Source organism: Pseudomonas sp. Pseusp97, from assembly GCF_047304025.1.
Lineage (GTDB): Bacteria > Pseudomonadota > Gammaproteobacteria > Pseudomonadales > Pseudomonadaceae > Pseudomonas.
Genome location: NZ_JBGLYK010000003.1, coordinates 65728 through 85280, shown reverse-complemented (window position 1 = coordinate 85280; position 19553 = coordinate 65728). Strand labels below are relative to the sequence as shown.

15 protein-coding genes and 1 pseudogene are annotated in these 19553 nt (G+C 64.9%); 6 read left to right on the top strand and 10 right to left on the bottom strand.

The genetic code is table 11. From position 1 onward, the window contains the following. Positions 1-40 precede the first annotated feature (40 nt). Entirely contained in the window at positions 41-1849 is a 1809-nt protein-coding gene (locus tag ACCC94_RS01545) for an AmpG family muropeptide MFS transporter (protein WP_413347717.1), read from the top strand. A 73-nt stretch (positions 1850-1922) separates the two neighbouring features. On the opposite strand, the gene ACCC94_RS01540 is transcribed toward ACCC94_RS01545, so the two are convergent. Together ACCC94_RS01540 and ACCC94_RS01535 are read right to left on the bottom strand one after the other, a co-directional pair. Beyond that, positions 1923-2768: a mechanosensitive ion channel family protein gene (locus ACCC94_RS01540; RefSeq protein WP_413347716.1), complete on the bottom strand. Its 846-nt coding sequence runs from the start codon at positions 2766-2768 to the stop codon at positions 1923-1925. 128 nt (positions 2769-2896) lie between these two features. Then, the gene (locus tag ACCC94_RS01535; protein WP_259759419.1) at positions 2897-3376 is read right to left on the bottom strand and encodes a YajQ family cyclic di-GMP-binding protein; all 480 of its coding nucleotides are present in this window, start codon (positions 3374-3376) and stop codon (positions 2897-2899) included. A 136-nt stretch (positions 3377-3512) separates the two neighbouring features. Between ACCC94_RS01535 and ACCC94_RS01530 the strand changes: the two are divergent. The 4 genes and pseudogenes from ACCC94_RS01530 to ACCC94_RS01515 form a co-directional block, all read left to right on the top strand. Further along, positions 3513-4502 (top strand): annotated as a pseudogene (locus ACCC94_RS01530) (response regulator); the annotation flags it as partial. A gap of 37 nt (positions 4503-4539) precedes the next feature. Then, entirely contained in the window at positions 4540-5451 is a 912-nt protein-coding gene (locus ACCC94_RS01525) for a putative 2-dehydropantoate 2-reductase (protein ID WP_413347715.1), read from the top strand. A 60-nt stretch (positions 5452-5511) separates the two neighbouring features. Then, on the top strand, positions 5512-7563 hold the full coding sequence (locus tag ACCC94_RS01520; RefSeq protein ID WP_413347730.1) for an ATP-binding protein: 2052 nt from the start codon (positions 5512-5514) through the stop codon (positions 7561-7563). A gap of 3 nt (positions 7564-7566) precedes the next feature. Then, positions 7567-8139 carry a cob(I)yrinic acid a,c-diamide adenosyltransferase gene (locus ACCC94_RS01515; protein ID WP_413347714.1) on the top strand — a complete coding sequence of 191 codons (573 nt, stop codon included), beginning with the start codon at positions 7567-7569 and terminating at the stop codon, positions 8137-8139. 296 nt (positions 8140-8435) lie between these two features. Here the strand turns inward: ACCC94_RS01515 and ACCC94_RS01510 are convergent, their stop codons facing one another. The 4 genes from ACCC94_RS01510 to secA form a co-directional block, all read right to left on the bottom strand. Next, positions 8436-9386, bottom strand: a complete 951-nt coding sequence (locus ACCC94_RS01510) for a Nudix family hydrolase (protein ID WP_413347713.1) — start codon at positions 9384-9386, stop codon at positions 8436-8438. Between the two features lie 71 nt (positions 9387-9457). Then, a complete protein-coding gene (locus tag ACCC94_RS01505; RefSeq protein ID WP_413347712.1) occupies positions 9458-10087 on the bottom strand; it encodes a glutathione S-transferase family protein in 630 nt (209 codons plus the stop codon). A gap of 170 nt (positions 10088-10257) precedes the next feature. Next, positions 10258-11475 carry a bifunctional glutamate N-acetyltransferase/amino-acid acetyltransferase ArgJ gene (argJ, locus tag ACCC94_RS01500; RefSeq protein ID WP_413347711.1) on the bottom strand — a complete coding sequence of 406 codons (1218 nt, stop codon included), beginning with the start codon at positions 11473-11475 and terminating at the stop codon, positions 10258-10260. Positions 11476-11579: 104 nt separating this feature from the next. Beyond that, complete coding sequence (secA, locus tag ACCC94_RS01495; RefSeq protein WP_413347710.1) at positions 11580-14330, bottom strand: preprotein translocase subunit SecA; 2751 nt, start codon at positions 14328-14330, stop codon at positions 11580-11582. Between the two features lie 290 nt (positions 14331-14620). Between secA and ACCC94_RS01490 the strand changes: the two genes are divergently transcribed. Beyond that, the gene (locus ACCC94_RS01490; RefSeq protein ID WP_413347709.1) at positions 14621-15088 is read left to right on the top strand and encodes a DUF721 domain-containing protein; all 468 of its coding nucleotides are present in this window, start codon (positions 14621-14623) and stop codon (positions 15086-15088) included. A gap of 69 nt (positions 15089-15157) precedes the next feature. Here ACCC94_RS01490 and lpxC read toward each other — a convergent pair whose 3' ends face one another. The 4 genes from lpxC to ACCC94_RS01470 all read right to left on the bottom strand — a co-directional run bounded on the left by lpxC (position 15158) and on the right by ACCC94_RS01470 (position 19552). Then, positions 15158-16069: a UDP-3-O-acyl-N-acetylglucosamine deacetylase gene (lpxC, locus tag ACCC94_RS01485; protein WP_413347708.1), complete on the bottom strand. Its 912-nt coding sequence runs from the start codon at positions 16067-16069 to the stop codon at positions 15158-15160. Positions 16070-16181: 112 nt separating this feature from the next. After that, positions 16182-17366, bottom strand: a complete 1185-nt coding sequence (gene ftsZ, locus ACCC94_RS01480) for a cell division protein FtsZ (protein WP_138212317.1) — start codon at positions 17364-17366, stop codon at positions 16182-16184. Between the two features lie 53 nt (positions 17367-17419). Further along, positions 17420-18667, bottom strand: coding sequence for a cell division protein FtsA (gene ftsA, locus ACCC94_RS01475; protein ID WP_017518096.1), 1248 nt, complete (start codon positions 18665-18667; stop codon positions 17420-17422). A 21-nt stretch (positions 18668-18688) separates the two neighbouring features. After that, positions 18689-19552 (bottom strand): cell division protein FtsQ/DivIB, encoded by an 864-nt coding sequence (locus ACCC94_RS01470; RefSeq protein ID WP_413347707.1) that lies wholly within the window; start codon positions 19550-19552, stop codon positions 18689-18691. Position 19553 lies beyond the last annotated feature (1 nt).

Genomic DNA, 19553 nt, shown 5'->3' with positions numbered 1-19553 from the left:
GAGTTCGCGTAATTTTTCGTCCTGCTGGAAAACACCCCCCATGAAAGAGCATTCCTGGCGAGAGGCATGGATTGCCTACAAGTCTCCCGCCAGCCTCGCGCTTTTGCTGCTGGGTTTCGCCGCCGGCCTGCCTTATATGCTGGTGCTTTCCACCCTCTCGGTGTGGTTGCGTGAAGCAGGCGTGGCTCGGGAAACCATCGGATTCGCCAGCTGGATCGGGTTGGTGTACGCCTTCAAATGGGTGTGGTCGCCCATGCTCGACCAGTGGCGCCTGCCCTTCATCGGGCGCCTGGGCCGCCGCCGCTCCTGGCTGGTGTTCTCCCAGGGGCTGATAGCCATCGGCCTGCTCGGCATGGCCCTGTGCAACCCGCAAGCGCACCTGAACTGGCTGATCGCCCTGGCGATGATGGTGGCCTTCGCCTCCGCCACCCAGGACATCGCCATCGACGCCTACCGCCTGGAGATCGCCGAGAACACCCGCCAGGCCGCGCTGGCCGCCTGCTACATGACCGGCTACCGGGTCGCCGTGCTGTTCGCTACCGCCGGCGTGCTGTTCCTTGCCGAATGGGCCGGCTCCAGCGCCCTGCACTACAGCCAGTCGGCCTGGGCGCTGACCTACGCGGTGTGCGCCCTGGCCATCCTGCCCGGCCTGATCACCACGCTGCTGATGAAAGAGCCACCGGTGAACGTGCAGCCGCAGGCGGGCAGTTCGGCCTTCGCCTTCAACCACCAGTTGCTCTCGGTGCTGACCCTGCTGGTGCTGCTGATTTCCGTGCCGGCCATGCTCACGGCACTGACCGCCCAGGCTTGGCCGCGCGCCGCGCTGTACGCGATCTTCATCGGCGTCTGCATGACGCCCCATGGCCGCCGGCAGATCCGCCCGGTGCGCGAGCTGCTGTCGAAAGTACGCCGCCCGCTGCTGCTGGCCGTGCATGGCCGCGGCCTGCCGCAGTTCGACTTCGTCCACCAGGCCGTGTCGGTGATCGTGCTGATCATCCTGCTGGTGACCGGTACCGCGTTCATCAACATGACCGAAGCCGGCAAATGGTGGCTGGCCATTCTCTACCTGCTGATCGCCCTGAGCTGCATCTCGGCACCCGGCCGCCTGCTGATGGCACCGGTGCTGACGCCGATCACCGAGTTCGTCCGCCGCTACCGCTGGCAGGCGCTGCTCCTGCTCGGGCTGATTTCCACCTATCGCATGTCGGACACCGTCATGGGCACCATGGCCAGCGTGTTCTACATCGACATGGGCTTCACCAAGGACACCATCGCCACCGTCAGCAAGCTGTTCGGCGTGATCATGACGCTGGTGGGCGCCGCGGCAGGCGGGGTCCTGATCGCCCGCTTCAGCATCCTGCCGATCCTGTTCATCGGCGGTGCGGCCTCGGCCGCGACCAACCTGCTGTTCGCCATGCTGGCGCAGATGGGCGCGATCGACGATCCGCACCTGATGGGCCAGAACGTGTTTGCCCTGCTCAAGGTGCTGGAACCCCACGTCACCATGCTGGTGGTGACCATCATGCTCGACAACTTCAGCGGCGGCCTCGCCACCTCGGCCTTCGTCGCCTACCTGTCGAGCCTGACCAACCTGAAGTTTTCCGCGACCCAGTACGCCATGCTCAGCTCCACCATGCTGTTGCTGCCACGCTTCATCGGCGGCTACTCCGGCGCCATGGTCGAGGGCATGGGCTACGAGCGGTTCTTCTTCTTCACCGCCCTGCTGGGCGTTCCCACCCTGCTGCTGATCGGCTGGCTGTGGCTGCAGCGCAGGAACGACATCGCCAACGGCGCCGCCGAGCCCCCCGCGGAAGCGCCAGCGCAGCACCCCAGCGCCGAAAGGCACTGACGCTGAGCGATAAAGCAGCGCAGATGAAAAAGGCCGGCAATTGCCGGCCTTTTTCATTGGCGATCCGCCGCGATCAATCGGCGAGCACGGAAGCTTCTTCACCCTTGACCACACGCACGACCTTGTTCGGCGCCAGGTCGATGCCGGCATCGCGCAAGCGCAGGCGTACCTGCTCGTTGAGCATGAAGGTAATGGCCCAGTAGTCGGCATTGGCCGTCCACAGGCGCAGCGACAGGGTCACAGAATTCTCGCCCAGGCCGGCGACGACCACGACCGGAGCGGGAGACTTGAGCACGCGCGGGTCCTCGGCCAGTTCCTTGAGAATCGCACGGGCGCCATCCAGGTCGGCGTCGTAGGCGAGCTTCACGTCGAAGGTCACCTGGCGGGTCGTCTGTGTCGAGGTGTTGGTGATAATGCCGTTGGACAGCGCGCCGTTGGGCACGATCACGGTGCGGTTGTCACCGGTGCGCAGCACGGTGTGGAAGATCATGATGTTGTCCACGGTGCCGGACACGCCCTGGGCCTCGATCCAGTCGCCGATCTTGAACGGACGGAACAGCAGGATCAGCACGCCGCCGGCGAAGTTCGACAGGCTGCCCTGCAGCGCGAGGCCGATGGCCAGGCCGGCGGCACCGATGGCCGCGACGAAGCTGGTGGTCTGGATGCCGATCATCGAGGCCACGCTGACCATCAGCAGGATCTTCAGGATGATGTTCACCATGCTGCCGATGAAGCCCTGCAGCGTCTTGTCCACGTGGCGGGTCGACAATACGCCGCCCACTCGGCGGGTCAGCAGATTGATCACCCACCAGCCGATCAGCAGGGTCAGCAGCGCCAGCACGGCATTGCCCAGGTAGGCCAGGACGACCGGCGTCCAGGCCTCCGCGCTGTTGACGATGTGCTCGTAATTCATATCCATGGATGCAGGCCCCTTGTCTATTGCCATTCCAAAAACAAAACCGCCATGGCAAGCCATGGCGGTCGGGTGTTCGCCGAGCGACTCTTAACTGCGACGTCGCTCGGGCGACGAGGTTCCGCTGAAGGGAATCAGTCGCGGAAGTTGTTGAACTGCAGCGGCATGCCCAGCGACTCGCCACGCAGCAGCGCGATGGCTTCCTGCAGGTCGTCGCGTTTCTTGCCGGTGACACGTACCTGCTCGCCCTGGATGGCGGCCTGTACCTTGAGCTTCTTGTCCTTGATCAGCGCGACGATCTTCTTCGCCAGGTCCTTGTCGATGCCCTCGCGGAAATTCACTTCCTGCTTGACCACCTTGCCCGAGGCGAACGGATCCTTGGTCTCGATGCACTGCACATCGATCTTGCGCTTGACCAGGCTGGAGCGAAGAATGTCGAGCATCTGCTCGAGCATGAAATCCGCCTCGGCGGTCAGGGTGACGGACTTGTCCTTGGTTTCGAAGCTGCACTTGCCCTTCAGGTCGAAACGGCGGTCCAGTTCCTTGGCAGCGTTATCCAGGGCGTTGGTCAGTTCGTGTTTGTCCAGTTCGGACACCACGTCGAACGAAGGCATGACATCTCTCCAGATGGACGGCGCGATGCGGTTCACAGTCAGCATCGAGCCTGGCTTGACGATAAAAATGCGCGGTCATTATAACTGACAGATACGACCGCGCCCGGCCTCTGACAGCGAGAGTCGGCATTTCCCACCCGTTTGCGAGACATTCCTTTTCATGCCAACCAACCATCTCAGCATCCTGGTGGTCGACGATGCCAAGTTCTCCAGCGCCATGATCGGCCGCGCGCTGAGCCAGGCAGGCTATCAGAACGTACGCTTTGCCAGCAGTGCCAGCGAAGCGCTCGACCTGCTGGAAAAGGAGCCGGTCAGCGTCCTTCTCGCCGACTGGCTGATGCCCGAGATGGACGGCCTGGAACTGACCGCCCGGGTGCGCCAGCTGGACGAGAGCGGCGACCACTACACCTACATCATCCTGCTCACCGGCAAGGAGGGCGACAACGCCCTGGCCGAAGCCTTCGACCGAGGCGTGGACGACTTCGTCAGCAAGTCCTCGATGAACGAGCAACTGGTGCCGCGCGTGCTGGCCGCCGACCGCCTGAGCAACACCCTGCAGCGCCTGCTGATGGAAAACCGCCTGCTCACCGAGAACATCACCAGCCTGGAGGAGCGCAACCTGGTGGACAGCGCCACGGGCCTGGGCAACCAGCGCTACCTGAAGCAGAAGCTGGCCGACAGCATCCGCCAGGTGGAATCCCGCGGCGGTGCGGTGTGCTACATGCTGATCGGCCTGCCGGAGCTGGCCGAACTGGGGCAGAAGCACGGCCAGCCGTTCCAGAACGAACTGCTGCATGGCGTCGCCCGTCGGCTGCAACAACTGGTGCGGCCGCTGGACGTCCTGGCGCGCATCGATGGCCAGCACTTCGCCCTGATCACCCTGCTCGAAGACCTGCAGGAATGCTCGCCCAGCAGCTTCCGCCGCCTGCATGAAGGCCTGAACCTCAAGGCCTTCAAGACCAGCGAAGGCTTCGTCACCCTCAAGGCCGGCATCAGCCTGGTCGGTCTCGACGCCAAGGCGCTGCCCCTGGAAGTCGAACAGGTGATGCAGCAAGGCCGTGCGCTGCTGCCCGACGCCTTCGCCAGCGGGCGAATCAACGCCAGCCGGCTGACCGGCCTGCGCTAAACTTCGCGGTAAGCCCTCGACCCGCGAAGTTATTCCCATGACCTGGACCATCCTCGGCGCCGGCAGCCTCGGTTGCCTGTGGGCCGCCCGCCTTTCCCGCGCCGGCCTGCCGGTGCGCCTGCTGCTGCGCGACCGCCAGCGCCTCAATGCCTACCGCGCCCTCGGCGGCGTCACCCTGGTGGAAGACGGCCGCGAGAGCCTCTACCCGATCCCGGCGGAGACTGCCGCCCAGGGCGCCCCGATCCAGCGCCTGCTGCTGGCCTGCAAGGCCTATGACGCCGAATCCGCCGCTGCCAGCGTCGCCGCGCGGCTGGCACCCGCTGCCGAGATCGTCCTGCTGCAGAATGGCCTGGGCAGCCAGCAGGCAGTCAGCGCGCACCTGCCCCGCGCCCGCTGCCTGTATGCGTCGAGCACCGAAGGTGCCTTCCGCGAGTCCGATTTCCGCGTGGTGTTCGCAGGCCAGGGCCAGACCTGGCTGGGCGACGAACAGGGCGGCGCCGCACCGGAATGGCTGGCCGACCTGCGCCGCGCGGAGATTCCCGTGCAGTGGAGCGGCGACATCCTCGAACGCCTGTGGCGCAAGCTCGCGCTGAACTGCGCGATCAACCCGCTCACGGTGCTGCACCAATGCCGCAACGGTGAACTGGCCGGCCACCCCGGTGAAGTCGCCAGCCTCTGCGACGAACTGGGCCAACTGCTGCACGCCGTCGGCTACGCCGCTGCCGCCCGCGAGCTGCAGGGCGACGTGGAGCGGGTGATCGGCGCCACCGCGGCGAACTTCTCCTCGATGTACCAGGACGTCGCCAAGGGCCGGCGCAGCGAGATCGCCTACCTGCTCGGGCATGCCTGCCGCGAAGGTGATCGCCTGAACCTGGCGCTGCCGCGACTGCGCGACCTGCATGAGCGCCTGCGGAACTACCTGGCGGCGCGCGGATTGCCCGACAACTGATGGCGGGCTACCCTGCCCGCCTCCCCTGCTTTTCTGTTTGACGCGCCCATGCCTTCACCCATGAACCTGCGCCAGCGCCTGGAAGACCTGCCGGTCGGCCAGAAAATCCTCGCCGCCCTGCTGGTGCTGCTGGCGACCGTGATGCTGGTGGCCAATCTGGCCTTCATCAGTGCTGCCTACTGGATATCCCAAGACAGCGTCGCGCCCCAGGCGCTGCAGACCATCGGCCGGCTGATCGCCAACCCCGCGCTCAGCGAGCCGGCACTATCCTCGCCGACCCAGGCCCAGGTGCTGCTGCGCCAGCTGGACGACTATCAGCCGCTGCGTGCCGCCGCGCTCTACGACAGCAATGGCGAGCGTATTGCGCAGACGCCGGGCAATGGCCCGGTGGCCCTGCCGGAGCGCCTGGATCATCTCGAGCGCTGGCGCGAGCACGAATACCGCCTCAACGCCCTGTTCGAACTGCCCCAGGCCGGGCGCAACAGCGGCTACCTGCTGCTGGTGGCCAGCAGCGAACTGCCTGGCGCCTTCTATACCGGCACCCTCACCGCCAGCCTGGTGATCCTCGCCGTCTCGGTGCTGCTCTGGCTGCTCATCGCCCAGCAGATCCGCCGCCTCATCACCCGGCCGATCCGCAGCCTGGAGGAGCTGTCGCGCCAGGTTACCCGCGAGGAGAACTACGCCCTGCGCGCCGAGCGCGGCAATGCCGACGAGATCGGTCGCCTCGCCGACGCCTTCAACACCATGCTCACCCGCATCGAGGCCCGCGAACAGCAGCTCAAGCGCGCCCGCGACGATGCCCAGGAAGCCGTCGAGCAGGCCCAGTCGCTGGCCGAGGAGACCCGCCGCTCGAACCGCAAGCTGGAGCTGGAAGTCCAGGTGCGCGGCAAGATCGAGAAGAAGCTCACCGGTTTCCAGCACTACCTCAACAGCATCATCGACTCCATGCCGTCGGCACTGATCGCGGTGGACGAGCAGCTCTACGTCACCCAATGGAACCAGGAGGCCAGCCAGCTCTCCGGCACCAGCCTGGACGACGCGGTGAACCAGCCGGTGTTCCTCGCCTTCCCTTCGCTCAAGCCGTTCCTGCCGCAGCTCACCCGCGCAGCCGAGCAGCACAAGGTCGAGCGCGTCGAGCGCGTCACCTGGGCGCTCACCGACGCCCCGCGCCACTATGCGCTGACCTTCTACCCGCTGATGGGCGGCACCGGGCGTGGCGCGGTGATCCGTATCGACGACATCACCGATCGCCTCGGGATGGAGGAGATGATGGTGCAGTCGGAGAAGATGCTTTCCGTGGGCGGCCTCGCCGCCGGCATGGCCCACGAGATCAACAACCCGCTGGGCGCGATCCTGCACAACGTGCAGAACATCCGCCGGCGCCTGTCACCGGACCTGCCGAAGAACCTGGAAGTGGCCGCCGAAGTCGGCGTACGCCTGGACGACCTCAACCACTATCTGGAAGCGCGGGAGATTCCCAAGCTGATGGACGGCATCCAGTACGCCGGCTCGCGGGCGGCGAAGATCGTCACCCACATGCTCTCCTTCAGCCGCCGCAGCCACCGGCAGATGGCCGCCTGCGAGCTGCCGGCACTGCTGGAACAGGCCGTGGAGATCGCCGGCAACGACTTCGACCTGACCGGTGGCTTCGATTTCAAGTCGCTGGAAATCGTCCACGAGTACGACAAGCGCCTCGGCCCTGTGCCGGTGATCGCCAACGAAATCGAGCAGGTGCTGCTCAACCTGCTGAAGAACGGCGCCCAGGCCATCCACCTGCGCGATGACGAGGAAGAAGGCGAGTTCGGCCGCATCATCCTGCGCACCCGGCTCAATCCGCCCTGGGCGGAAATCCAGGTGGAAGACAACGGCTGCGGCATGCCGGAGAACGTGCGCAAACGCATCTTCGAGCCCTTCTTCACCACCAAGGAAGTCGGTCAGGGTACCGGGCTGGGGCTTTCGGTCTCGTATTTCATCGTCACCAACAATCACAAGGGACAGATGGAGGTGCAGTCCGAGCTGGGCGTCGGCACCTGCTTCACCATTCGTCTGCCGCTGGCCGCCGAGATTTCCCCGCCGCTGCCGCTATTGGCGCAGGGCGACAAGGAGCAATGAACCATGGGTAATCGTCTGTCGAAGATCTACACCCGTACCGGCGACGCCGGAGAAACCGGCCTGGCCGATGGCCGCCGCGTGCCCAAGCACCACCCGCGGGTGGAAGCCATGGGCGCGGTGGACGAGCTGAACAGTCATCTCGGCCTGCTGCTGGCCGGACTGCACGAGGCGCGCAGCAGCGCGCTGGAAGAAGCGATCGGCGTACTGGCGCCGATCCAGCATCGTCTGTTCGACCTGGGGGGTGAGCTGGCGATGCCGGAATACCGCGCGCTGAACGACGCCGAAGTGGAGCGCCTGGAGGAGGTGATCGACCGCTGGAACGAGGAACTCGGGCCGCTGAAGAACTTCATCCTGCCCGGCGGCTCCCGCCTCGTCGCCCTCGCCCACCTGTGCCGCGCCCAGGCACGCAACGCGGAACGCCGCTGCCAGCAACTCAATGCCGAGGAACCACTGGAAGGCGCGGGCCTGCGCTACCTGAACCGGCTCTCCGACCTGCTGTTCGTCGCCGCCCGCTTCATCGCCCGCCGCCAGGGCGTGGAAGAGATTCTCTGGCAGGCAGCGGAAAAGCCAGCCTGATCGAAACTGCAGGAGCGCCAGGCCGGCAATTGGCGTAGGAGCGGACCTTGTCCGCGAAATCCCTCGGGGCGGAATCTGCCGCCGCCGGGAAACGCCAAGGTGTGGCGCCCACGTGCCGCCATGGAGGCGCCTTCATCTCCAGCGTGGCGGCAGGACTTCGCGGACAAGGTCCGCTCCTACGAAACGAGGATGCCGCCAACCTGTAGGAGCGAGCTTGCTCGCGAACCGCACGGCACCGAAGCCCAACCCGTTCGCGAGCAAGCCCGCTCCTACGAAGAGCCGTCAGCTCAGCGGAGTCAACCTTCGCTTTTCGGCCAGAACGCGCGAATACCCGCCACGCCCTGAGCGCCGGCCTGCCAGGCGCGCTCGACATCCTGCGGGCCGACGCCACCGAGCAGGAACACCGGCTGGTTGAAGCCATCGATCAGCCCCGCCGCTGCGTCCCAGCCCAGCGCCGGTTCGCCCGGATGGCTCTCGGTGGGCTGCACCGGCGACAGAGTGACGAAGTCCACGCCCATGCGCGCCGCCAGCTCCAGCTCCTCGGCGCTGTGGCAGGAAGCCGCCAGCAGGCGCTCGCGGGGGAACGGACGACCATTGGGCGCGTACTTGCGCAGCTGTTCGGAGGTCAGGTGCCAGCCGGCAGCCGGGAAGTCGCCCAGCCACTCCAGCGGGCCCTTGAGCATCAGCTGCGCCTTGCCGGCGCACAGGCCTTGCACGTCGACGGCGAGGTCGCGGTATTCGGGACTGTACATGTTCGGCGCGCGCAGCTGGATCAGACGGATGCCACTGGCGACAGCGGCACGAACGCCCTGCACCAGCTGGGGGATTTCCAGGCCATCGGGCGTGATCAGGTAGCGATCAGGCAGGCGCGCGGCCTGTACGATCGGCTCGTTGGCCGCCGGGAACTCGTAGTCCGGCAGGTCGCGCGGGGCGACCCAGGCCAGCGGCTGGCCCTCGGCACCGTGCGGCACGCCGGAAAAGCCGGAGACTTCCCAGACATCCAGCAGCACCTGCTTGTCGCTGTAGTCATGCTGCACGCGGATCAGCGGGCGCGCCTGCTCGACGTCGATGCCGAGCTCTTCCTTCAGCTCGCGGGCCAGGGCGACCTGCACCGCTTCGCCCTCTTCCACCTTGCCGCCGGGAAACTCCCAGAGACCGCCCTGGTGCTTGTCGTCCGGACGGCGGGCGATCAGCACCCGGCCATCGAGTCCGCGAATCACGGCGGCGGCGACATGTACTCGTTTCACAGTGCTACTCCTCAATCCGATTCAGGCAGGGCCCGCGCAGACGCGCATTCTACCGTCATTGGCCGCCGCGATCAGGCGCGTTCGAGCATCGCCGCGTCGAGCCAGGGGCGGAAGGCCGGCCAGGCGTAGATCGCATCGACGTAGTTCTGCGCCTCGATCGGCAGGGTCACGCAGTAGCTGCGCAGGCGGGTCGCCACAGGCGCATAGAAGGCATCGGCAATGCTGGCGTGGCCGAACAGGAACGGGCCGTCCTGGCCGAACTGTCGGCGGCACAGCGCCCAGAGCTCGACGATGCGTGCGATGTCCGCCTCCACGGCTTCCGGCACCTCGGCCAGCGGCTGGTTGCGCTGGATGTCCATCGGCATGCTCGAGCGCAGCGCCATGAAGCCGCTGTGCATCTCGGCGCAGACCGTGCGCGCCAGGGCGCGGGCCGCTTCGCCACGCGGCCACAGGTGGGCCTCGGGGAAGCGCTCGGCGAGGTATTCGGCAATCGACAGGGAATCCCAGATCAGCCCGTGTTCGCATTTGAGCGCCGGCACTTTTCCGCTGGGCGAGTGTTCGCGGATGCGCCGCGCGGTGTCCTGGCCACCCAGGGGAATGAGGATTTCCTCGAACTCGGCACCGGTGAGCTGCATGGACAGCCAGCCGCGCAGGGACCAGGAAGAGACGTTCTTGCTGCCGATGATCAGGGTGAGGGACATGGATGCGATGCTCTTGAGGGGTCAGTCAGGAGACCTTAGAGCGCGGCAGCCATGAAAACAAATTCCCGATTTTCATCTATCCATGAAAATCGGGAATGCGAGCTGAAGCTGCAAGCTGCAAGCCAGGCAGCTCTTGCTTGTGGCTTGCAGCTTCAAGCTTACCGCTGCCCTTAAGTACGGTATTCCGCGTTGATCTTCACGTACTCGTGGGACAGGTCGGTGGTCCAGATGGTCTCGCTGCAGGTGCCACGGCCGAGATCGATGCGAATGGTGATCTCTTCCTGGGCCATGACCTTCGCGCCCTGGTCCTCGGTGTAGCTGGCGGCGCGGCACCCACGGCTGGCGATGGCCACGTCGTCCAGGAACACGTCGATCAGGCTCACGTCCAGGTCCGGCACGCCGGCCCGGCCGACGGCGGCGAGGATGCGGCCCCAGTTCGGGTCGGAGGCGAACAGCGCGGTCTTGATCAGCGGCGAGTGGGACACGGCGTAGCCGACATCCAGGCATTCCTGGTGAGTCGCGCCGCCGTTCACCTGCACGGTGACGAACTTGGTGGCGCCTTCGCCGTCGCGGACGATGGCCTGCGCCAGCTCCATGGAAACGTCCAGCACGGCCTGCTTCAGCGCGGCGAACAGCGCGCCGGAGGCGGCGGTGATTTCCGGCAGCGCGGCCTGGCCGGTGGCGACCAGCATGCAGCAGTCGTTGGTGGAGGTGTCGCCGTCGATGGTGATGCGGTTGAAGGACTTGTTCGACGCGTCGCGCAGCAGGTCCTGCAGCACGCCCTGGGCGACCTTGGCGTCGGTGGCGATGTAGCCGAGCATGGTGGCCATGTTCGGCTTGATCATGCCGGCGCCCTTGCTGATGCCGGTGACGGTGATAGTCACGCCGTCGTGCTGGAACTGGCGGCTGGCGCCCTTGGGCAGGGTGTCGGTGGTCATGATGCCGGCGGCTGCGTCGGCCCAGTTATCCACCGACAGGTTGGCCAGCGCGGCGGGCAGCGCGGCTTCGATCTTCTCGACCGGCAGCGGCTCGCCGATCACGCCGGTGGAGTACGGCAGCACGGCGCTTTCGGGCACGCCGGCCAGCTCGGCCAGCTTGGCGCAGGTACGGGCGGCGTTGGCCAGGCCGGACTCGCCGGTACCGGCGTTGGCGTTGCCGGTGTTGGTCAGCAGGTAGCGCACCGGGCCCAGGAAGCGCTTGCGCGCCAGGATCACCGGGGCGGCGCAGAAGGCGTTGGTGGTGAACACACCGGCCACGGTGGAACCTTCGGCGCAGCGCATCACCACGATGTCCTTGCGGCCGGGTCGCTTGATGCCGGCGGAGGCGATGCCGAGTTCGAAACCGGGGACCGGGTGCAGGGTGGACATGGGGCCGAGACCAACAGCCATGTGGCGCGCTCCTATCTAGTCAGTGAACAAATCAGTGGATCAGATGTGAAAAACGCCGCGAGCGGCAGGGCCGGTCGCGGCGTTGGTATCAGGGTCGGGAGGCGTTATTCCACCTGACCGTGGCAGTGCTTGTACTTCTTGCCCGAACCGCAAGGGCACGGCTCGTTGCGGCCGATCTTCGGTTCGTTGCGGATGGGCTCCATCGGCACCACGTTGTCCGCCGGCAGCTCGCCTTCTTCTTCCGGCTCGCTGGTGACCTGGTCCATGGAAGGCGCTTCGGCATGCTGGAACTGCATGCGCTTGGCCATTTCCTCGGCTTCGCGGCGCAGACGCGCCTCTTCTTCGGCCGGGTCTTCGCGGCGAACCTGGACGAAGGACAGTACGCGGATGGTGTCGCGCTTGATGGAGTTCAGCAGGTCCTGGAACAGGTTGAACGACTCGCGCTTGTACTCCTGCTTCGGGTTCTTCTGCGCGTAGCCGCGCAGGTGGATGCCGTGACGCAGGTGATCCATGGTGGACAGGTGGTCCTTCCACAGGTCGTCCAGCACGCGCAGCAGCATCTGCTTCTCGAAGGTGCGCAGGGCTTCTTCGCCGGCGAGCTCTTCCTTCTCGTGGTAAGCGGCAACCAGCTCGGCGAGGATCTTCTCGCGCAGGGTTTCCTCGTAGAGCTTCTCGTCGTCATCCAGCCACTGCTGGATCGGCAGCTTCAGACCGAAATCGCTGTATAGCGCGGCTTCCAGGCCGGCCACGTCCCACTGCTCGGGCAGCGACTGCGGCGGGATGTGCTCGCTGACGGTATTGTTCAGCGTCTCTTCGCGGAACTCGGCGATGGTCTCGCCGATGTTGTCGGCCGCGAGCAGGGTGTTGCGCATGTGGTAGATCACCTTGCGCTGCTCGTTGGCGACGTCGTCGAACTCCAGCAGTTGCTTGCGGATATCGAAGTTGCGGCCTTCGACCTTGCGCTGCGCCTTTTCGATAGCGTTGGTCACCATGCGGTGCTCGATCGCCTCGCCCGGCTGCATGCCGAGGGCCTTCATGAAGTTCTTCACCCGGTCGGAGGCGAAGATGCGCATCAGGTGGTCTTCCAGCGACAGATAGAAGCGACTGGAACCCGGGTCGCCCTGACGACCGGCACGGCCGCGCAGCTGGTTGTCGATACGGCGGGATTCGTGGCGCTCGGAAGCGATCACGTGCAGGCCGCCCGCCTCGATGACCTGCTGGTGGCGCTTCTGCCAGTCGGCCTTGATCTGCGCGACCTGCTCGTCGGTGGGGTTCTCCAGCGCGGCGACTTCCACTTCCCAGTTGCCGCCCAGCAGGATGTCGGTACCGCGACCGGCCATGTTGGTGGCGATGGTGACCGAGCCCGGACGACCGGCCTGGGCGATGATCTCGGCTTCCTTCTCGTGGTACTTGGCGTTCAGTACCTTGTGCTCGATGCCGGCGTTCTGCAGCAGCTGCGAGACGTATTCGGACGTTTCGACCGAAGCGGTACCCACGAGGATCGGACGGCCCAGTGCCTGGCACTGCTGCACGTCGGTGATGATGGCGGCGTACTTCTCGTCCTGGGTCAGGTAGACCAGGTCGTTGAAGTCCTTACGGGCCACCGGACGGTGGGTCGGGATCACCACCACGTCCAGGCCGTAGGTCTGGCGGAATTCGAAGGCCTCGGTGTCGGCGGTGCCGGTCATGCCGGCCAGCTTGGTGTAGAGGCGGAAGTAGTTCTGGAAGGTGGTCGAGGCCAGGGTCTGGCTCTCGGCCTGGATCGGCAGGTTTTCCTTTGCCTCGATGGCCTGGTGCAGGCCCTCGGAGAGGCGGCGGCCCGGCATGGTGCGGCCGGTGTGCTCGTCGATCAGCAGGACCTGGTCACCCTGGACGATGTATTCCACGTTGCGGTGGAACAGGGTGTGGGCACGCAGCGCGGCGTAGACGTGGGTCAGCAGGCTGAGGTTGTGCGCCGAGTACAGGCTCTCGCCCTCGGCCAGCAGGCCGTTCTGGGTCAGCAGCTCTTCGACGTATGCATGGCCCTGCTCGTTGAGTTCGACCTGGCGGGTCTTCTCGTCGATGCTGTAGTGGCCCTGCTGGGTCACCTGGCCCTCGACTTCCTCGACGTGACGCTTGAGGCGCGGGATCAGCTTGTTGATCTTGATGTACAGCTCAGAGCTGTCTTCGGCCTGGCCGGAAATGATCAGCGGAGTCCGCGCCTCGTCGATGAGGATGGAGTCCACTTCGTCGACCACGGCGAAGTTCAGTTCGCGCTGGAACTTGTCTTCCAGGCTGAACGCCATGTTGTCGCGCAGGTAGTCGAAACCGAATTCGTTGTTGGTGCCGTAGGTGATGTCGGCGGCGTAGGCGGCGCGCTTCTCTTCCGGCGGCTGGAAGGGGCTGACGATGCCCACGGTCAGGCCGAGGAATTCATACAGCGGACGCATCCAGTTGGCATCGCGGCGAGCCAGGTAGTCGTTCACGGTGACCACGTGCACGCCTTTGCCGGCCAGGGCGTTCAGGTAGACGGCCAGGGTACCTACGAGGGTTTTACCTTCACCGGTACGCATCTCGGCGATCTTGCCTTCGTGCAGGGTCATGCCGCCGATCAACTGCACATCGAAGTGGCGCATGCCCATGACGCGCTTGCCGGCCTCGCGGGCAACGGCGAAGGCTTCCGGCAGGATCTGGTCGAGGCTTTCGCCCTTGGCGACACGCGCCTTGAACTCTTCGGTCTTGGCCTTCAGTTGCTCATCGGAAAGCGGGACCATCTGGGGCTCGAGTGCATTGATGGCCTGGACCTGCTTGGCCATGCGCTTCACTTCGCGCTCGTTCTTGCTTCCAAAGAGTTTTTTCAACAAAGGCGCAAACATATCGACTGGGTCATCCGAACTGGAGAATTGGAGGGCTGCCCGACTGGCTGGCCGCGGCGCGGAACGGCAATGAAGCGGGCATTCTACCCGGAAACTTCCGGGAAAAAAGTGCCGGAGTCATCCTCCGAAGCTTCGCATTCTGCGAGCTTGGGGGCAATGCATGGGCGGACAACTTTGCATCCGAGTGGGTGATATGGTGACGCGGACTGCCAAGTTCAAGGGTGGACGGTGGCATCTGGCCCCCAGCGCATCTGTTACCATCCTTCTTCATTCACTCCCGGTTGCTCCTGATGGCCTTCCGCCCCCTGCCCGCCAAGGCGATGACCAAGCTGCTGCGCGAAGCCAAGCCGCTGCAGTCATTGTTCGCGCAGGCGCAACGCCTCTCGCGCCTGCAGGAGTTGCTCGACTCGCAATTGCAGCCGGCCGCGCGCCCTTATTGCCGCATCGCCTCCTGGCGCGAAGGCAGCCTGCTGCTGGTGGTCACCGATGGCCATTGGGCCACGCGCCTGCGCTACCAGCAGAACCGCCTGCTGCGGCAACTGGCCACGTTCGAGGAGTTCAGGGGACTCACGCGCATCCTGTTCAAGGTCCAGCCAGCGATCCAGGCACCTGTCCGCGTGAACACCAACCGCATCACCGAGTCCGCTTCCGCGACCCTGCACGAAGCAGCCGAGGGCATCAGCAATCCGCAGCTGAAAGCCGCTCTCGAACGCCTAGCCAGCCGCAGCCGCAAGCCACCGGAAACGGGCCAGGAATAAAAGCAACGGCATAAAAAAAGGCCACCCGAGGGTGGCCTTTGAAGTTGTAGCTGAAAGGAGGAGGTTTCCTTATACGGCCGCAGCGGGTCGCATATAGGAGATCGGCGCGGTCTTGGCGTCCTCGAAGGTCACCACTTCCCAAGCGTCCTTGTCTGCGATGAGGGTACGCAGGAGACGGTTGTTCAGGGCGTGACCGGACTTGTAGCCGATGAACTCGCCGATGAGGCTGTTACCCAGCAGGTACAGGTCACCAATGGCGTCCAGGATCTTGTGCTTGACGAACTCGTCCTCGTAACGAAGGCCGTCTTCGTTGAGCACTCGATACTCGTCGACCACGACGGCGTTCTCCACGCTGCCACCCAGAGCCAGGTTCTGCGAACGCAGCATCTCGATGTCGCGCATGAACCCGAAGGTACGGGCGCGGCTGACTTCCTTGACGAAGGAAGTGCTGGAGAAATCCACCACGGCTTTCTGGGTGCGACCACGGAAGACCGGGTGATCGAAATCGATTTCGAAGCTCACCTTGAAGCCGTCGAACGGAACGAAGGTGGCGCGCTTGTCGCCCTCTTCCACCGTTACTTCGCGCTTGATGCGGATGAACTTCTTGGCCGCTTCCTGCTCTTGCAGGCCAGCGGACTGGATCAGGAATACGAAGGGACCTGCGCTGCCGTCCATGATCGGTACTTCCAACGCGGACAGCTCGACATAGGCATTGTCGATACCCAGGCCGGCCATGGCCGAAAGCAGATGCTCCACGGTATCCACTTTGACGTCACCCTTGACCAGGGTGGTCGACATGGTGGTTTCGCCGACGTTCGAGGCCCGGGCGGGAATTTCCACCACAGGGTCGAGATCGGTCCGGCAGAACACGATGCCGGTATCGACGGGAGCCGGCTTCAGGGTCAGGTAAACCTTCTCCCCGGAGTGCAGGCCGACACCGGTCGCCCGGATGATGTTCTTCAAGGTGCGTTGTCTGATCATGGCTTTGGCCGCTTTCGCGCAAGTTGCGAACTGTTGTCAACAATGGGCGGCGATGATAGCAGAACCGCCCTTTGCTGAACACCAATCACATTGATACTCCTGATAAATCGACTCAATCGGCCTGACGACGCAGGAAGGCCGGGATATCCAGGTAGTCCAGATCGTCCTGCGGGTTCAGCTTGGCCGCGGTGGCAGCGCCGCCGTGGTTCTGGTTGCGCATGACGGTCGGACGGTCCAGGTCGCGGTAGTTCACCGACTGCTGCTCGCGCTGCACCGGAGCCTGGGAGCTGACGGCCTGGGTCTGGACGGTGTTGTCGACCACCTTGACCGGCTTCTCCAGGCGCGCGCCCAGACCGGTGGCGACCACGGTGACGTGCAGTTCGTCGCGCATGTCCGGATCGATCACGGTGCCCACTTTCACGGTGGCGTGCTCGGAAGCGAACTGCTCGATGATGTTACCCACGTCGGAGTATTCGCCCAGGGACAGGTCGGGACCGGCGGTGATGTTCACCAGGATGCCGCGGGCGCCCTGCAGGTTGACGTCTTCCAGCAGCGGGTTGCGGATCGCGGCTTCGGTAGCCTCGCGAGCGCGGTTCGGGCCGCTGGCGCAGCCGGTACCCATCATGGCCATGCCCATTTCGCTCATGACGGTTTTCACGTCGGCGAAGTCGACGTTGATCATGCCCGGGCGCTTGATGATGTCGGAGATACCGCGAACGGCACCGGCCAGAACATCGTCAGCCTTGGCGAAGGCGGCCAGCAGGCTAGCGTCCTTGCCCAGGATGGTCAGCAGTTTTTCGTTCGGGATGGTGATCAGCGAGTCGACGCTTTCTGCCAGCGAGCGGATGCCCTCGTCGGCGATTTGCATGCGCTTGCGGCCCTCGAACGGGAACGGACGGGTGACCACGGCCACAGTGAGGATGCCCATTTCCTTGGCAACCTCGGCGATGATCGGCGCAGCACCGGTACCGGTACCGCCACCCATGCCGGTGGTGATGAAGACCATGTCGGCGCCTTCCAGGACCTCGGCGATACGCTCGCGGTCCTCGATGGCGGCCTGGCGGCCTACTTCAGGGTTGGCGCCAGCGCCCAGGCCCTTGGTCACACCCGGGCCGAGCTGCAGCACGGTGCGCGCGGCGATGTTCTTCAGCGCCTGCGCATCGGTGTTGGCGCAAATGAATTCGACGCCATCAACGTTGTTCTTGGCCATGTGGTTCACGGCGTTGCCGCCGCCGCCACCTACGCCGATAACCTTGATGACTGCTGTTTGCGGGACGTTATCTACCAGTTCAAACATTTCCCCTCTCCTTCCTTTCTAGTTGTGTTGCCTACGTTTACCGCGGTGGTAAATCAGAAATTGCCCTGGACCCAGCGTTTGAGCTTTTCCAGTACCGGTGTCTTGGGTTCGTCGCTGCTGAAGCTGCTGCCGGACAGGGAGATGCCATCGGATTGCTTCTGCAGTCCGTACAGCAGCAGCCCCACGCCGGTGGAATAGATGGGATTGCGCACGACGTCGGCCAGGCCTTTGACGCTGTGGGGTACGCCCAGGCGCACCGGCATGTGGAAGATCTCCTCGGCCAGCTCGACGGCGCCTTCCATCTTGGAGGTGCCACCGGTCAGGACGATCCCAGCCGGAATCAGGTCTTCGTAGCCACTGCGACGCAGTTCGGCCTGAACCAGGGTGAAGAGCTCGTCGTAACGCGGCTCGACCACTTCGGCAAGCGCTTGGCGCGACAGTTCCCGCGGCGGCCGATCGCCAACGCTGGGTACCTTGATGGTTTCGCCGGGACCGGCCAGTTTGGCCAGTGCGCAAGCATAACGAATCTTGATTTCTTCGGCGTATTGGGTCGGGGTGCGCAGCGCCATGGCGATGTCGTTCGTGACCTGATCGCCGGCGATCGGGATCACTGCCGTATGGCGGATGGCGCCCTCGGTGAAGATGGCGATATCGGTGGTGCCGCCGCCGATGTCCACCAGGCACACGCCCAGTTCCTTTTCATCCTCGGTGAGCACGGAGTAGGCCGAAGCCAGCTGCTCGAGGATGATGTCGTCCACTTCCAGGCCGCAGCGGCGCACGCACTTCTCGATGTTCTGCGCGGCGTTCACCGCGCAGGTCACCACGTGCACCTTGGCTTCCAGGCGTACGCCGGACATGCCCAGCGGCTCGCGCACGCCTTCCTGGTTATCGATCACGTAGTCCTGGGCCAGCGTGTGCAATACACGCTGGTCGGCCGGGATGGCCACGGCCTGGGCCGCGTCCAGCACGCGCTCGATGTCGGCGCCGCTCACTTCGCGGTCGCGGATCGCCACGATGCCGTGGGAGTTCAGGCTGCGGATATGGTTGCCGGCGATGCCGACGAAGGCCGAGTGGATACGGCAGCCAGCCATCTGCTGGGCTTCATCGATGGCGCGCTGGATCGATTGCACGGTGGACTCGATGTTCACCACCACGCCTTTCTTCAGGCCGCGCGACGGGTGCGTCCCGATGCCGACGATTTCCAGCTTGCCATCGGCCGCCACCTCGCCCACCAGCGCCACCACCTTGGAGGTGCCGATGTCCAGGCCGACGACCATTTTGCCGCTCTGCACGCTTGCCATGTTTATAGAAGTCTCCTCAACTCACTGCACGGCGGTGGTCTGGGCCACCGTCGTTTCCGGCACCGGATCGCGCCACGCAACGGCCAGACCGTTGGGGTAACGCATGTCGATGCGGGCGATTTTCGTAATCTGTTCTTTCAGCGCCTTGTCGTAGATGGTCACGAACCGGCGAATCTGTTCTACCGCGTGATCGCGGCCCAGCATGATCTCCACGCCCTGCGCGGTACCCAGGGTCCAGGCGCCGCGCGAACTCATGTCCAGGCTGGCGATGGTGAAGCCCAGCGGGCGGAGCATCTGGCTGAGAATCTGGTACTGCTGCATCACTTGCTGCTGAGCGCGCTGCGGCCCGGACAGGCGCGGCAGGTGCTCGTAGTTGGCCACTTCACGCGGGGCGAAAGCCTGACCCTGGTTGTTCAGCAGCGCTTCGTCACCCCAACGGGCGATGGGCAATTGCTCGTCCAGGCGGACAACCACCTGGTCGGGCCATACGCGACGCACTTCGGCATGGGCGATCCAGGGCATCTGCTCCAGTTCCTGGCGCATGCCGGCCAGGTCGATGGTGAAGAAGCTGGCCGAGACGTAGGGGCTGATCCGCTGCTGCACCGCCGCCTGGCTGATGTAGCTGAGGTCACCCTCCACGCTGACCTTGGCGATCGGCCGGTCCGCGTAGGGCAGCACGTATTGCGCACCGTAGTAGGCACCCCCGCCGAGCGCGCCCAGCACCAGAGGCCACAGCAGCACCTTCAGGAAGCCGAAGCTGGGCTTGGGCATGCGGGCGCTGAGCGGCTCCTTGGCCACCAGACGGCTGGCGCCGCGCGGCACCGGCTTGCGTGCCGGGGCACGGCCGATTCCGGGATTCTGGTGACGAAGCTGCGCGCCGTTCATG